Below are 15906 nucleotides of genomic sequence, written 5' to 3' on the forward strand. Positions count from 1 at the left end.
AATCCAGCCGATGTTCAAGCGAATCCTGCAAACCGCTGGTTTCAGCGGCCTGTTGGCGGCCCTGCTGCTGACCCTGGTACAGAGCCTGTGGGTCAGCCCGCTGATTCTCCAGGCCGAGACCTACGAAAGCGCGCCTGCCGCCCAGGCCCACGAGCACGCCGAGGGCAGCGCCGCCCACAGCCACGAGCATGACGAAGAAGCCTGGGCGCCACAGGACGGCTGGCAGCGCGTGCTGTCGACCGCGGCAGGCAATCTGGTGGTGGCGGTGGGCTTCGCACTGATGCTCGTCGGCCTGTATTCCCTACGTATGCCGGGCAGCACGCGGCAAGGCCTGCTGTGGGGGTTGGCGGGTTTCGCGGTGTTCGTCCTGGCGCCGACGCTCGGCCTGCCCCCGGAGCTGCCCGGCACTGCCGCCGCCGAACTGGGACAGCGCCAGACCTGGTGGATCTCCACGGCGGCCGCCACCGCCGCCGGGCTGGCACTGCTGGTATTCGGTCGCGGGCTGTGGCTGAAACTGCTGGGCGCCGCCTGGCTGCTGGGTCCGCACGTGATCGGCGCGCCGCAACCCACGGCCCATGCCAGCCTGGCCCCTGAAGCACTGGAAAGCCAGTTCATCGTCGCCTCGCTGCTGACCAACGCAGTGTTCTGGGTTGCACTGGGAGCCCTGACTGCCTGGCTGTTCCGCCGCGCCCATGTCGGCGAGCAATAAAAGCCAGTTGGCCATCGGCCTGGGTTGCCAGGCCGAGTGCAGCGCCGAGGCGCTACGCGCGCTGATCGACGCCAGCCTGGCCGAACAGGGCCTGAGCCTGGCGCAGGTCGGCGGCCTGGCCTGCATCGAACGACGCCGCGACACACCGGGCCTGCATGCCCTGGCTGCCGAGCTGGGCCTGCCGCTGGTGTTTTTCACTGCCGCGCAGTTGCAGCCCTTCGACGCACAGCTGAGCCATCGTTCGGCATTGGCGTTCAAGCACACCGGCTGCCACGGGGTGGCCGAAAGCGCGGCACTGGCCCTGGCCGCTCAGCTGAACGCTGGCACAGCACGGCTGCTGATCCCCTACCGCAAGAGCCGCCAGGCGACATTCGCCTTGGCAAGTGCTGGCTGATGCCCTCCAATGACGCCTGGCATGGCACGAGCCTGCTCGCTGCCAAGGGTTTTCCTGTTTTTTCGTGGAGTGAAGCGTGACTGTCTATTTCATCGGCGCCGGGCCCGGCGATCCGGACCTGATCACCGTCAAGGGCCAACGGCTGATCCAACAGTGCCCGGTGCTCATCTACGCCGGCTCGCTGGTGCCGTCCGCGGTCCTGGAGGGCCACAGCGCCGTGCAGGTGGTCGATAGCGCAGGGCTGCACCTGGAGCAGATCATCGCGCTGATGAAATCTGCTCATGCACAAGGCCAGGATGTCGCCCGGGTCCACTCCGGCGACCCAAGCCTGTATGGCGCAATCGGCGAGCAGATCCGCCACCTGCGCGAGCTGGGCATCCCCTTCGAGATCATTCCCGGGGTCACCGCCACGGCCGCCTGCGCGGCGCTGCTGGAGACTGAACTGACCCTGCCAGACGTCGCCCAGACGGTGATACTCACCCGCTACGCCGACAGCTCGCCGATGCCGGCCGGCGAAGCGTTAGGTGATCTGGCGCGGCATGGCGCGACCCTGGCCATTCACCTGGGGGTGAAGAACCTTGGGCGCATCGTCGAAGAATTGCTGCCGCATTATGGCCAGGACTGCCCGGTGGCGGTGGTGCATCGCGCCAGCTGGCCAGACCAGGACTGGGTGCGCGGGACCCTGGCGGACATCGAGGTCCAGGTGCAGGCCAAGGGCTTCAGACGCACGGCCCTGATTCTGGTCGGGCGGGTGCTGGCAGCGGACAATTTCGCCGACTCGGCGCTGTATCGCGCCAGCCACGCCCACCTTTTCCGCCCCTGAAACGCCGCGAGCCCGGTACTCAGGTACCGGGCTCGCTGTTGGGACTGGCGAAGGCGAACACCACGCGATCAGTAGTAGGCGTTCTCTTTCTGGCTGTGGTCGGTGACGTCACGCACACCGTGCAACTCGGGAATGCGCTCCAGTAGGGTGCGCTCGATGCCTTCCTTGAGGGTCACGTCGGCCTGTCCGCAGCCCTGGCAACCGCCGCCGAACTGCAGCACGGCAATGTTCTGCTCGCCCTCTTCCACCACGTCGATCAGGCTGACCTGGCCGCCATGACTGGCCAGACCGGGGTTGATCTCGGTTTGCAGGTAGTAGTTGATGCGCTCGTTGATCGGACTGTCGGCGCTGACCATCGGCACCTTGGCGTTGGGGGCCTTGATGGTCAGCTGGCCACCCATGCGGTCGGTGGCGTAGTCGACGATGGCATCTTCCAGGAAGGCCTCGCTGAAACCGTCGATCCAGGCAGTGAAGCGCTTGAGGCCCACGGCCTTGTCGTCCGGCTTCTCTTCGCCGGGCTTGCAGTAGGCGATGCAGGTTTCGGCGTACTGGGTACCCGGCTGGGTGATGAAGATACGGATGCCGATACCTGGGGTGTTCTGCTTTTCCAGCAGGTCGGCCAGGTAATCGTGGGCAGCATCGGTAATGGTTATGGCGGTCATGAATATTCCTCGCAGACGTGGCGGCAGTTTACGCCAATCGCAGGCGTCGCACAAAACCTAGTATTTAGGTCAGGAAAGTGCTACCGCCTGACGCGCCGTGCGACGAGTGTCCAGCCAGGCCTTCATGCGCTGGTACAGACCCTTCTCGATCCATTCGTAGCTCAGCCAGGCACCCCCGGCGATGATCGGCACGCAGAAGGCGAACACCAGATACGGGTTGAGGCTGTAGCGCTGCGCCAGCAGCAGACCGCCATACAGCACCAGTACGTGCAGCAGGTACACCGAATACGAGCAATCGCCAAGCTTCTTGAGTAGCTCGCTGCCGCGAAACAGCGGCTCCAGAGACACGCAGCACAGCACGATCAGTGCGCTGGGCAGGCCCCAGTGCAGCAGGCGCTGGCTGTTATCGAGTTGCAGAATCAGCATCACCCCAAGTGCCAGGCCGGCCAGCGGCAACCACAGCGCCTCGCGAATCCAGCCGCGCTGGTGAGCCATGCCGATACCGATACCCAGGAGGAATTCATAGACGATGTCGTTGCCGTAGAAGCGGCCGGGCAGCGAACCGCTGAGCATCTTGCGCGCCAGCAGCTCGGTAACTGCCAGCAGCGCCACGGTAATGATCAGCGGGCGCACGCGTCGCTCGAAGAGAAACACCAGGGAGAACAGCAGGTAGAAGAACATCTCGTAGTTGAGCGTCCAGCCGACATTCAGCGTCGGGTACAGGCCATAGCCGCCAGGGTTCTCCGAGGGCAGGAAGAACAGCGAGAGAATGAAGTTCTGCCAGCCGATCACCTGGTGCGGCAGCCAGGGCGCGGCCCACAGTAACAGCAACCCCATGGCCAGGGTGTACAGCCAGTAGGCAGGCACGATACGGAACAGACGATGGGCGATGAACTGACTGGCGGGGATGTCGCGCTTGCAGGTGGAGAGGTAGATCACCAGCCCACTGATGACGAAAAAGATATCGACGCCGACCGCGCCTCTGGAAACGAAGAATTCGCCGATCGGCCCGCTGGCCTTGAAGTCGAAGAAGATCTGCATGAAGTGATGGCACACCACGACCCATGCGGCGATTGCCCGCAGGGCCTGAACCGAAATCAGCATTCCTGAACCTCTTGTGCTCGCTGTTCTCTCAATGATCGCCCGCACCACGCTGGTGCAAGCACGCCCTATAGGGACCGTACCCAGGCGTAAAAGATCAGAGAAAAAGCGCTTCGTTCAGGTTCGCAATAATGGCTGCAGGCCATACACCACAAGGCCTGCAGCCCGGAAAGCCCCGGTTTTCAGAGGTTTTCGTAGCGATTCATGTCCAGCACACCGGCTTCGACCGGTTCGTGTTCCTGAACGTAGCGGTTCAGGTCGTGGAACATTTTCCAGAACTGCGGATGGGTGCGTCGCACGCCCCAGCGCTCGACCAGTTTCTCGAAGCCTGGCTGGTCGGTGACCTGCTCCGTGGCCTGGACGAACGCTGGCACCTCGCCAGCTGGCACGTTGAACATGAAGTTCGGGTAACTGCTCAGCACACCGGGATAGACGGTCAGGGTGTCGTGCTTGGGCAAATAGCGATACGACTCGCCGAGCAGGAACGCCACGTTGCTGTGCGCACGGTTGCGCAGCACGCTGTAGATTTCACGATGGCCGCCGCTGTCTTCGACACGCAGCATGGTCGCCTCAGGCAGCCACTCAATCACCTTCAACCGCGAAGCCGGACGCGACGCCAGGCGACTGAGCGCCTGCTCGGCCTGACTGATCTGCGCGGGCAGGCCGGGCCTGGCGCAGCGGCCATCGGTCGGGCAACGGTTGATCGGGTCTGGCGCGACGTTCAGCGGCCCGACGCGGCGCAGCAGCTGCCCGGCAAAATCGCGCAGCGTGCGCTTTTCGTCCAGGCGCAGGCGGCTTGGCGTGTCGTCGTCGATGCTCTGGTAATCCAGCCACATCTTGATCTTGCCGGAGTCCTGGTACAGGTCGCCGAGCAGGTCTTCGCGACGGTCGGCCGGCATCAAGCGCATGAAGTTGATCTCCGCGCCATTGCGGATCAGGTCGAAATACAGGCGGGTCTGTGCCTGGTGGGCGATATTGCCGTACACGTCGAAATTGACCACCAACTGGTAATAGGTGCGTTCCAGCAGCGGGTAGTCGAACAGCCAGGTGGATTTGGGCACGTCGCCGATCAGGCCCTTGTTCACCGTGGCGCTGTCGAAATGGCGGAAAACGGTGAGCAAGGCATTGTCGTTGCCGGTCCACAGGGTCGGCCAATCGGCGGGCGGCGCCTTGGCGTAATGGTCACGACGCAGGTCTTCGTAGGCGTTGCGGCGGTCTTTGTAGGCCAGCCACAGGCCCAGCACGCTGCCCACGTCGTCATTCTGCCCCGGCATGGCCAGCAGCGGCGTGGCCTGACCCTGGTAACGCGCGTCGGTGAGGTACAGGTCGCTGGAGGGGTCCTGGAACAGCACCCAGAAATGGTCGCGAATCACATCGGTGGCGATCTGCCCTCGGCACACCGGGCCACGGATGAAGCTGCGCACGAAGTACTCGGCGTTGTCGAGCATGAACTGATAGCGCGCCCGTGCCGGAATCGCCTCGAAGGTCAGGAAGGGGTTGGCCCGGTGACCGGGACCGTAACCCGGGACCGCCTGGGCCTGCCAGTCGTTGCCATAGAACAGCTGCTGCACGCGCTTGAGCTTGTTCGGCCCCATGGCATAGGTGATGTGGGTCTTGTGAACGATGACGCCCTGTACCGGCACCAGGCGATAGAAGAACCGGTCACGACCCGGATCGTCGTTGGGCCGCCGAGTGGCGATGATGTCCACGGGCTGGCCACTGGGGGTGCGCGAACGCACCCACTGGAAGAAATGCCCCGTCTCGCCGCCTTCGAAATAGATATGCGCGAGAAACAGGTGCTCATACAGCCAGCGCGCCACCAGGACCTCACGGGCGCCCGGGCGGTTGAGCAAGGCTTCCCACTCGGCTATCTGCGCTGCCTCGGTGGCACTGGGCCGCAACGCCTGCTGGTCCACCGGCGCCCCCGCCGCCAGCCAGCGCTGCAGCGTCTGATACTCGGCGGCATCCAGGCCACTCACCGCCAGCGGCATGCCCTGGGTGGAATGCGCGGCGGCGTAGCCGTTGAACTCTTCAGGCAATGGGCAAAGGTTTTCGCGGTTGATGCCCAGCACGATGTCATCGGGCAGTTTGCTGTTGGGCGGCAACGGGTTCTGTTGCGCAAGCTCCAGCATGCGCCCCAGCAGAGCCGGCTGGCCGCCGTGCGCTTCAAGCACCGAGTAGAAGCCCTTGCGCTGCCAGGCTGCCTGGCCGCTGGCATCGTAGAACAACCGGGTGGGGTCCACCGCCTGGGTGCGTTCGCCCTGGTAAACCGGCACCTTGTTGGCACCGCGCAGCAGCCCCTCGGCGCTGCCGAGGTTGAGCTGGCAGGGCGCGTCGTTGCAGGCATGGCAAGCCACGCACTTCTCGGTGAGGATCGGCTGGATGTCACGGGTGTAAGAAACAGGCACGGGCAGATCGCCCGCCTGAAGCGTGCAGCAAGACAGCAACAAGGCAAGGCTTGCCAGCAGACGGTACGGCATATCCGGTGAATTCCCCAGGCCAAATGGCCGCAAGTTTACAGTGACAGGGCGACACCAACATGAGCGATTTTCATGAAAAAGCCCAGGCAACGCTAAATCTGTTCGGCTTTGCTATGATTTTGCCTTTCTGTTTATCCCGGCCCGTTCTGTTCCGGCCTTTTCAAGGTAGCCCCCATGTCTGACCGCAGCGCCCGCCATCACGCTCTTCTGAACGCTCTGAAAGAAAGGATTCTGATCCTCGATGGCGGCATGGGCACCATGATCCAGAGCTACCGGCTCGAAGAGCAGGACTACCGCGGCGAACGCTTCGCCGACTGGCCAAGCGACGTCAAAGGCAACAACGACCTGCTGCTTCTGACCCGCCCGGACGTGATTGGTGCCATCGAGAAGGCCTACCTGGACGCCGGTGCCGACATCCTGGAAACCAACACCTTCAACGCCACCCGGGTATCCCAGGCCGACTACGGCATGGAAGCGCTGGTCTACGAACTCAACGTCGAAGGCGCACGCATCGCCCGCCAGGTGGCCGATGCCAAGACCCTGGAAACCCCGGATCGGCCGCGCTTCGTCGCCGGCGTGCTGGGCCCGACCAGCCGCACCTGCTCGATCTCCCCGGACGTCAACGACCCCGGCTACCGCAACGTCACCTTCGACGAGCTGGTGGAGAACTACACCGAGGCCACGCGTGGCCTGATCGAGGGCGGTGCCGACCTGATCCTCATCGAGACCATCTTCGACACCCTCAACGCCAAGGCGGCGATCTTCGCCGTGCAGCAGGTCTTCGAGGAAGACGGCATCGAACTGCCGATCATGATCAGCGGCACCATTACCGACGCCTCGGGCCGTACCCTTTCCGGGCAGACCACCGAGGCCTTCTGGAACTCGGTGCGCCATGCCAAGCCGATCTCGGTGGGCCTGAACTGCGCCCTGGGCGCCAGCGACCTGCGCCCCTACCTCGAAGAGCTGTCGAACAAGGCCGACACCCACGTCTCGGCGCACCCCAACGCCGGCCTGCCGAATGCCTTCGGTGAATACGACGAAACCCCGGCGCAGATGGCCGCCGTGGTCGAGGAGTTCGCTGCCAGCGGCTTCCTGAACATCATCGGGGGTTGCTGCGGCACCACCCCGGCGCATATCCAGGCCATCGCCGAAGCCGTAGCCAAGTACTCGCCACGGACCATTCCCGAGATCCCCAAGGCCTGCCGCCTGTCGGGCCTGGAGCCGTTCACCATCGACCGCAGCTCGCTGTTCGTCAACGTCGGCGAGCGCACCAACATCACCGGCTCCGCCAAGTTCGCCCGGCTGATCCGTGAAGAGAACTACACCGAGGCGTTGGAAGTGGCGCTGCAGCAGGTCGAGGCCGGCGCCCAGGTGATCGACATCAACATGGACGAAGGGATGCTCGACTCCCAGGCCGCCATGGTCCGTTTCCTCAACCTGATCGCCGGCGAGCCGGACATTTCCCGGGTGCCGATCATGATCGACTCCTCCAAATGGGAGGTGATCGAAGCCGGCTTGAAGTGCATCCAGGGCAAGGGCATCGTCAACTCGATCTCCATGAAGGAAGGCGTCGAGGCGTTCAAGCACCACGCCCGGCTGTGCAAGCGCTACGGCGCCGCCGTGGTGGTGATGGCTTTCGACGAGGTCGGCCAGGCCGACACCGCCGCACGCAAGAAGGAAATCTGCCAGCGCAGCTACGACATCCTGGTCAATGAAGTGGGCTTCCCGCCGGAAGACATCATCTTCGACCCGAACATCTTCGCCGTGGCCACCGGCATCGAAGAGCACAACAACTACGCCGTCGACTTCATCGAGGCCTGTGCCTACATTCGCCACCACCTGCCCTACGCGCTATCCAGTGGTGGCGTGTCCAACGTGTCGTTCTCGTTCCGTGGCAACAACCCGGTGCGCGAGGCGATCCACTCGGTGTTCCTATACCACGCGATCCGCAATGGCCTGACCATGGGTATCGTCAACGCCGGCCAGCTGGAGATCTACGACGAGATCCCCGCCGCACTGCGTGAGAAGGTCGAGGACGTGGTGCTCAACCGTACCCCGGAAGGCACCGATGCGTTGCTGGCGATCGCCGACGAATACAAAGGCGATGGTGCCGCCAAGGAAGCCGAGACCGAAGAGTGGCGCAGCTGGCCGGTGAATCAGCGCCTGGAACATGCGCTGGTCAAGGGCATCACCGCGTTCATCGTCGAAGACACCGAAGAATCGCGGCTGTCGTTCAAGCGTCCCATCGAGGTCATCGAAGGCCCGCTGATGTCAGGCATGAACGTGGTTGGCGACCTGTTCGGCTCGGGCAAGATGTTCCTGCCCCAAGTGGTCAAGTCCGCACGGGTGATGAAACAGGCCGTGGCGCACCTGATCCCGTTCATCGAGGCCGAGAAGGGCGACAAACCGGAAGCCAAGGGCAAGATCCTCATGGCCACGGTCAAGGGCGACGTGCACGACATCGGCAAGAACATCGTCGGCGTGGTGCTGGGCTGCAATGGCTACGATATCGTCGACCTGGGCGTGATGGTGCCGGCGGAGAAGATCCTGCAGGTCGCCAAGGAGCAGAAATGCGACATCATCGGCCTGTCGGGATTGATCACCCCGTCGCTCGACGAGATGGTCCACGTCGCCCGCGAAATGCAGCGCCAGGACTTCCACCTGCCGCTGCTGATCGGCGGCGCCACCACCTCCAAGGCGCACACCGCGGTGAAGATCGAGCCGCGCTACAGCAATGACGCGGTGATCTACGTCACCGACGCCTCGCGTGCCGTCGGCGTGGCCACGCAACTGCTGTCCAAGGAGCTGAAACCGGCGTTCGTGGCCAAGACCCGCGAGGAATACGTACAGGTGCGCGAGCGCACTGCCGCGCGCAGCACCCGTACCGAGCGCCTGCCCTACGCCCAGGCCCTGGCCAACAAGCCGCAGTTCGACTGGTCCGGCTACACTCCGGTCAAGCCGAGCTTCACCGGCACCCGCGTGCTGGAAGACATCGACCTCAACGTGCTGGCCGAGTACATCGACTGGACACCCTTCTTCATTTCCTGGGACCTGGCGGGCAAGTACCCGCGCATCCTCACCGACGAAGTGGTCGGCGAAGCCGCCACGGTGCTGTTCGACGACGCGCAGAAGCTGCTGCGCAAGCTGATCGACGAGAAGCTCATCCGTGCCCGCGCGGTATTCGGCTTCTGGCCGGCCAACCAGGTCAACCATGACGACCTGGAAGTCTACGGCGAAGACGGCCAGACCCTGGCCACCCTGCACCACCTGCGCCAGCAGACCATCAAGCCCGACGGCAAGCCGAACCTGTCGCTGGCCGACTATGTGGCGCCCAAGGACAGCGGCGTTACCGACTACATGGGCGGTTTCATTACCACCGCCGGCATCGGCGCCGAGGAAGTGGCCAAGGCCTACCAGGACAAGGGCGACGACTATAACGCGATCATGGTCAAGGCCCTCGCCGACCGCCTCGCCGAAGCCTGTGCCGAATGGCTGCACGAGCGGGTGCGCAAGGCGTACTGGGGCTATGCGGCCGACGAGCAACTGGACAACGAGGCGCTGATTCGCGAGCAGTACAGCGGTATCCGCCCTGCCCCCGGTTACCCCGCCTGCCCTGACCACACCGAGAAGCGCACCCTGTTCAATCTGCTCGACCCATTGCCAGCGGATACGGCACCGCACACGGCAGGCCGCAGCGGTGTGTTCCTCACCGAGCACTATGCGATGTTCCCGGCCGCCGCTGTCAGCGGCTGGTACTTCGCCCACCCCGAGGCGCAGTATTTCGCCGTGGGCAAGGTCGACAAGGATCAGGTGGAAAGCTACAGCGTGCGCAAACAGCAGCCGCTGGAAGTGACCGAACGCTGGCTGGCGCCGAACCTGGGCTACGAGGAGTAAAGCCGCTCAGCGCAAGGCCGAGCGGGCTTGGTCGGGTGCCGTCCGGCACCCGACCAAGCCTCGCGTCGGCTGGTCCGTCAGTCCTGCGCCAATGGGGTTACCCTGCCTGAATACAGGCGCGTGCAGGGCCGCCCCATGGACAACAAGAACAGCCCCACCGAGAAGAAGTCGCCACCCACCTTCTGGCAGATGCTGCACAGCGTTCTGGCCGCTGCCTTCGGCGTGCAGAGCGAGCGCAATCGACAACGGGATTTCAGCCATGACAAGCCCTGGCATTTTGTGGTGCTGGGCCTTGGCTTCACCCTGGTATTCGCCCTCGGGCTGCTGTTGATCGTGCGTCTGGTGCTGTATTTCCTCGGTGCCTGAAGCGGTACGTCGGCAGGTCACTGCCAACGCACCACCCGCACCCCTCCCCTCGGACGATGGCCGGTTGCGGAGTCAGATCAGCTCACTGACCACTGACCCAGAACACCGCGCCACCCACGACGAGCAGAATCAGGAAGAAGATCGCCCAGGCATCTACAGAGCTGTCAGGCTTGGCAGTCTTGGTGTGGTTACGCATCGCATTGCCTCTTGTTGGTTTTGTGAGTGAATGCAGATGTAAAAGGGAGGGATGCAGGTAGTTAAGCCTGCGCTTAACCATACTTCAAGCAGGGACAAGACCGGCGGCGTGCTGCATATCGCTTTTAGTGATTTGCATATATATAAACATCACTTTTGCCGATATCAGCAAACTGGTATCTTCGCCACCGCTCCGCAGGGAGTGCGCGACCGTGCGCGCAGAGAATTGTCCAGATGAGGCAGGCCCCGAGGCCGGGCTGGCGTATCCGCCCTCCTCGTGGTGGCCGCGCCTCATCATCGAAGCCTGAGAACAGGACCTATATGTACGTATACGACGAGTACGATCAGCAGATCATCGAGGACCGCGTCAGGCAGTTCCGGGATCAGACCCGACGCTACCTGGCGGGAGAGCTGAGCGAAGAGGAATTCCGACCACTGCGCCTGCAGAACGGTCTGTACGTCCAGCGTTTCGCGCCCATGCTGCGCGTCGCCGTGCCTTATGGCCAGCTGAACTCGCGCCAGGCGCGCATGCTGGCGAAGATCGCCCGCGACTACGACAAGGGCTATGCCCACATCAGTACCCGTCAGAACGTGCAGTTCAACTGGCCAGCACTCGAAGACGTACCGGAAATTCTCGCCGAACTGGCCACCGTGCAGATGCACGCCATCCAGACCAGCGGCAACTGCCTGCGCAACGTGACCACCGACCAGTTCGCCGGTGTCGCCGCCGACGAGCTGGTGGACCCGCGGCCCTGGTGCGAGATCGTCCGCCAATGGACCACCTTCCACCCCGAGTTCGCCTACCTGCCGCGCAAGTTCAAGATCGCCATCAACGGCTCGACCAGCGACCGTGCGGCCATCGAAGTGCATGACATCGGCCTGGAACCGGTGCGCAACGCCGCAGGCGAACTGGGCTTCCGCGTGCTGGTGGGTGGCGGCCTGGGCCGTACCCCGGTGGTCGGTGCCTTCATCAACGAGTTCCTGCCCTGGCAGGACCTGCTCAGCTACCTGGACGCCATCCTGCGTGTGTACAACCGCTATGGCCGCCGGGACAACAAGTACAAGGCGCGGATCAAGATCCTGGTCAAGGCCCTGACCCCCGAGGTCTTCGCCGAGAAGGTCGAAGCCGAGATGGCCCACCTGCGTGGCGGCCCGACCACCCTCACCGAGGCCGAACTGCAGCGCGTGGCGCGGCACTTCGTCGACCCCGAGTACAAGGCCCTGGAAAACCTCGACGCCGAATTGGCAGCCCTGGATACCGAGCACCCCGGCTTCGCCCGCTGGCGCCAGCGCAACGTCCTGGCGCACAAGAAGCCCGGCTACGTGGCCGTGACCCTGTCGCTCAAGCCCACTGGCGTAGCGCCAGGCGATGTGACCGACAAGCAGCTCGATGCCGTGGCCGACCTGGCCGACCAGTACAGCTTCGGCTACCTGCGCACTTCCCACGAGCAGAACATCATCCTCGCCGACGTCGAGCAGGCACGCCTGTTCGAGCTGTGGAACCTGCTGCGCGAGCATGGCTTCGCCACGCCGAACATCGGCCTGCTGACCGACATCATCTGCTGCCCGGGCGGCGACTTCTGCTCACTGGCCAACGCCAAGTCGATCCCGATCGCCGAATCCATACAGCGCCGCTTCGACGACCTGGACTACCTGTTCGACATCGGCGAGCTGGACCTCAACATCTCCGGCTGCATGAACGCCTGCGGCCACCACCACGTCGGCCACATCGGCATCCTTGGCGTGGACAAGAAGGGCGAAGAGTTCTACCAGGTGTCGCTGGGTGGCAGTGCCAGCCGTGACGCCAGCCTGGGCAAGATCCTCGGCCCGTCCTTCGCCCAGGAGGCGATGCCCGACGTGATCGAGAAGCTGATCAACGTGTACGTCGAGAAACGTACCGAGGAAGAGCGCTTCATCGACACCTACAACCGTATTGGCATCGACCCTTTCAAGGAGCGCGTCTATGCAGCGAATCATTAAGAACAACGAAGTCGTCGATGAAACCTGGCACCTGCTGCCCAAGGACACGACCTTCGACAGCCTGTCCAACTGTGACGACCTGATCGTTCCACTGGCCCTGTGGCGTGAGCACGCCCACGCACTGAAGGCCCGTGACGGCGGCCTGGGCGTGTGGCTGGACAGCGACGAGGAAGCCGAGGAAATCGGCGAAGATGTCGCGCATTTCCAGGTCATCGCGCTGAACTTCCCGGCCTTCACCGACGGGCGCAGCTATTCCAATGCGCGCCTGCTGCGTGATCGCTATGGCTACAAGGGCGAGCTGCGGGCCATTGGCGATGTATTGCGCGACCAGCTGTTCTACCTGCGTCGCTGCGGCTTCGACGCCTTCGCCATTCGTGCAGACAAGGATCCGTACGAAGCACTGGAAAGCCTCCAGGACTTCTCGGTGACCTACCAGGCTGCTACCGACGAGCCGCTGCCGCTGTTCCGTCGCCGCTGATTCGGCGCGATAAACAAAAGCCCGGCCTTCACTGAAGGCCGGGCTTTTGTTTTGCGCAGGGTTATTTAGCCTGTCGGACCGGTTTCAGCCGGGAAGCCTTGCGCGGCTCAAGCCCTACCGGGCGGCAGCATCTGGCGTATGCGCCACCAAGACCCGGCAGCCGTGTTCAGGACCAGAAGCGCTGCTGGCTGAGCCGCTCCCAGACGCGCGCCAGCACGCCGTCCAGCGAGATCGCCGCCGCCATGCCGACCTTCTGTTGCAGGCTCTTGCGCTGGGCGTAATGCAGGTGGAAGACGTCCGCGTCCTTGGCCTTGTCGGCCAGATATTCGTCGCTGGTCTTCAGCTCATCGACCAGCTGCTTGTCCAGCGCCGCCATGCCCAGCCACACCTCGCCGGTGGCGACCTCCTCGATACTCAGCTGTGGCCGGTAGCTGGCCACGAAGCCCTTGAACAGCTGGTGGGTGACTTCCAGGTCCTGCTGGAACTTCTCCCGGCCCTTCTCGGTATTTTCGCCAAACACCGTCAGGGTGCGCTTGTACTCACCGGCGGTGAGTACCTCGAAATCGATATCGTGCTTCTTCAGCAGGCGATTGACGTTGGGCAGCTGCGCCACCACACCGATCGAACCGAGGATGGCGAACGGCGCGCTGATGATGCGGTTGCCGATGCAGGCCATCATGTAACCGCCACTGGCAGCGACCTTGTCGATGCAGATGGTCAACGGAATGCCCGCCTGGCGGATGCGCGCCAGCTGCGAAGAGGCCAGGCCATAGCTGTGCACCAGGCCACCGCCGCTTTCCAGGCGCAGCACCACTTCGTCCTTGTCGCTGGCCAGGCTCAACAGTGCGGTGATCTCATGGCGCAGGCTCTCGGTGGCCGAGGCCTTGATATCGCCATTGAAGTCCAGCACATAGACACGCGGCTTGTCCTGCGGCGCTTTCTTGTCCTTCTTGCGCGCCTTGGCCTGCTCCTTGCGCAGCGCTTTCAGACGCGCCTTGTCTAGCAACGAACCTTCCAGGCGGTCGCGCAGCCCCTTGTAGAAGTCGTTGAGCCGGGTCACCTGCAATTGCCCGGCGGCCTTGCCGCGCCCTTTGCTGCGGGAAGCCGCCACGGCCACCAGTACCACGACGATGGCGATCACCAGGGTCACGGTCTTGGCCAGAAAGCTTGCGTAATCGGCGAGAAAATCCACGAAGACTCCTTCAATACGGGGCGCCCTCTACCAGCGAGGACGCAACGCCCAAGCATACCGAGCGCGCCCAACGATCACCAGCCACTGCAGCGGCGGCGGATTGAAACAGGCAATTCAAACGAATGTATGATTTTAGGTTGACAGCCCTCCGCCATCCTCATAACCTCGCCTGCAGCTGCCGCTGCAGGACATGCTCCCTGAACGGCGCAGACCACCTTCAATAAGGATCGACACATGACCTCAGTAGCCGATGCAGTCCAGCAAATGCAAGCCAAGTTCAACCCCAGCGCCGCCGCCGGCCTGGATCTGGTCTTCGGCTTTCACATCACCGACGAAGACAAGCACTACGCCCTGATCGTCAAGGACGGTACCTGCCAACTGCAGGAAGGCGAGAACGCTGATGCCAACGTCACTCTGGTCATGGACGCCGAAACCCTCAAAGGCATCGTCAGCGGCGAGACCGACGGCATGCAGGCCTTCATGGGCGGCAAGCTGCGCACCGAAGGCGATATGATGCTGGCCCTGAAACTGAGTGAGCTGTTCCCTCAGTAAGCGGCAAGTGGCAGACAGATAAGAACCGAAGCCTCATGGGCTTCGGTTTTTTTTCGCCTGTACATAACGCGGCAGGCAGTTTCGCGACTAGAGTCTCCCACCGAAACAAACAAGAACAGGAGTCCAGCATGTCCAGAACCACGCTTTTCGACCTCGACGGCCAGGTCGCCCTGGTGTCCGGCGCCAGCCGTGGCATCGGTGAAGCCATCGCCCGCCTGCTGGCCAGCCAGGGTGCCCATGTGATCGTCTCCAGCCGCAAGCTCGGCGGCTGCCAGCAGGTCGCCGACGCGATCATCGCCGAGGGTGGCCAGGCCACGGCACTGGCCTGTCATATTGGCGAAACAGCGGCCATCGAGGCGCTGTTTGGCGAAATCCGCAGCCGTTTCGGGCGCCTGGACATCCTGGTCAACAATGCCGCGACCAACCCGCAGTTCTGCCATGTACTGGACACCGACCCCGGCGCCTTCCAGAAAACCGTGGACGTGAACATTCGCGGCTATTTCTTCATGTCGGTACTGGCCGGCCGGCTGATGCGTGAACAGGGTGGCGGCAGCATCATCAACGTGGCCTCGATCAATGGCGTGTCACCCGGAGAGTTCCAGGGCATCTACTCCATAACCAAGGCGGCGGTCATCAACATGACCAAGGTGTTCGCCAAGGAGTGCGCGCCCTTCGGCATTCGCTGCAATGCCTTGCTGCCAGGACTGACCGACACCCGCTTTGCTTCGGCGCTGGTCAACGACCCCGGCATCCTCAAGATGGCGCTGGCGCGCATCCCGCTCAAGCGCGTCGCCGAACCGGGCGAGATGGCCGGTGCAGTGCTGTACCTGGCCAGCCAAGCGTCGAGCTACACCACCGGAGCCATTCTCAATGTCGATGGCGGCTTCCTGTCCTGAGGCAGAAGCCAAGCCGCTTGTGCCGGCTGAACGGTATTGCGGCTAACGCCAATACCGTTCAGTTAGGCCGGGTAGGAGCGGCTTCAGCCGCGAAGCGACCGCCGGTTCACAACAGATGCAGTGAATTTCCTGGCGCTTTCGCGGCTAAAGCCGCTCCCACCGGGCCACATGCCGCAGTGAAAAG

The 15906-nt window shown here is 63.4% G+C and carries 13 protein-coding genes; 9 read left to right on the forward strand and 4 right to left on the reverse strand.

All coding sequences use genetic code 11. The features are described 5' to 3' along the window. The first annotated feature begins 10 nt into the window (after positions 1–10). From RRX38_RS04575 to cobM, 3 genes are all read left to right on the forward strand, one after another. Entirely contained in the window at positions 11–709 is a 699-nt protein-coding gene (locus RRX38_RS04575) for a CbtA family protein (RefSeq protein WP_315961723.1), read from the forward strand. After that, positions 693–1103, forward strand: coding sequence for a cobalamin biosynthesis protein (locus tag RRX38_RS04580; protein ID WP_315961724.1), 411 nt, complete (start codon positions 693–695; stop codon positions 1101–1103). The genes RRX38_RS04575 and RRX38_RS04580 overlap by 17 nt, the downstream gene beginning before the upstream one ends. A gap of 76 nt (positions 1104–1179) precedes the next feature. Further along, positions 1180–1926, forward strand: a complete 747-nt coding sequence (gene cobM, locus RRX38_RS04585) for a precorrin-4 C(11)-methyltransferase (RefSeq protein ID WP_315961725.1) — start codon at positions 1180–1182, stop codon at positions 1924–1926. 68 nt (positions 1927–1994) lie between these two features. Here the strand turns inward: cobM and nfuA are convergent, their stop codons facing one another. The 3 genes from nfuA to RRX38_RS04600 form a co-directional block, all read right to left on the reverse strand. Next, entirely contained in the window at positions 1995–2588 is a 594-nt protein-coding gene (gene nfuA / locus RRX38_RS04590; protein ID WP_295474802.1) for a Fe-S biogenesis protein NfuA, read from the reverse strand. Between the two features lie 69 nt (positions 2589–2657). Beyond that, on the reverse strand, positions 2658–3692 hold the full coding sequence (locus tag RRX38_RS04595) for an acyltransferase (protein ID WP_315961726.1): 1035 nt from the start codon (positions 3690–3692) through the stop codon (positions 2658–2660). Between the two features lie 179 nt (positions 3693–3871). Beyond that, entirely contained in the window at positions 3872–6169 is a 2298-nt protein-coding gene (locus tag RRX38_RS04600) for a fatty acid cis/trans isomerase (RefSeq protein ID WP_315961727.1), read from the reverse strand. Between the two features lie 174 nt (positions 6170–6343). Between RRX38_RS04600 and metH the strand changes: the two genes are divergently transcribed. The 4 genes from metH (at position 6344) to RRX38_RS04620 (ending at position 13082) form a co-directional block, all read left to right on the forward strand. Next, entirely contained in the window at positions 6344–10063 is a 3720-nt protein-coding gene (gene metH / locus RRX38_RS04605) for a methionine synthase (protein WP_315961728.1), read from the forward strand. 135 nt (positions 10064–10198) lie between these two features. Further along, positions 10199–10429: a DUF2970 domain-containing protein gene (locus tag RRX38_RS04610; protein WP_295474812.1), complete on the forward strand. Its 231-nt coding sequence runs from the start codon at positions 10199–10201 to the stop codon at positions 10427–10429. A gap of 516 nt (positions 10430–10945) precedes the next feature. Next, on the forward strand, positions 10946–12604 hold the full coding sequence (locus RRX38_RS04615) for a nitrite/sulfite reductase (RefSeq protein WP_315961729.1): 1659 nt from the start codon (positions 10946–10948) through the stop codon (positions 12602–12604). Then, a complete protein-coding gene (locus tag RRX38_RS04620; RefSeq protein WP_315961730.1) occupies positions 12588–13082 on the forward strand; it encodes a DUF934 domain-containing protein in 495 nt (164 codons plus the stop codon). The genes RRX38_RS04615 and RRX38_RS04620 overlap by 17 nt, the downstream gene beginning before the upstream one ends. Positions 13083–13248: 166 nt before the next feature. Here RRX38_RS04620 and sohB read toward each other — a convergent pair whose 3' ends face one another. Then, on the reverse strand, positions 13249–14274 hold the full coding sequence (gene sohB, locus RRX38_RS04625) for a protease SohB (RefSeq protein ID WP_295474821.1): 1026 nt from the start codon (positions 14272–14274) through the stop codon (positions 13249–13251). Between the two features lie 234 nt (positions 14275–14508). On the opposite strand from sohB, the gene RRX38_RS04630 reads away from it, so the two are divergent. Then, positions 14509–14826, forward strand: a complete 318-nt coding sequence (locus RRX38_RS04630) for an SCP2 sterol-binding domain-containing protein (protein ID WP_295474824.1) — start codon at positions 14509–14511, stop codon at positions 14824–14826. A gap of 128 nt (positions 14827–14954) precedes the next feature. Then, positions 14955–15722: an SDR family oxidoreductase gene (locus RRX38_RS04635; RefSeq protein ID WP_315961731.1), complete on the forward strand. Its 768-nt coding sequence runs from the start codon at positions 14955–14957 to the stop codon at positions 15720–15722. The last annotated feature ends 184 nt before the right edge of the window (positions 15723–15906 follow it).

It is taken from the genome of Pseudomonas sp. DTU_2021_1001937_2_SI_NGA_ILE_001, from assembly GCF_032463525.1.
Classification (GTDB): domain Bacteria; phylum Pseudomonadota; class Gammaproteobacteria; order Pseudomonadales; family Pseudomonadaceae; genus Aquipseudomonas.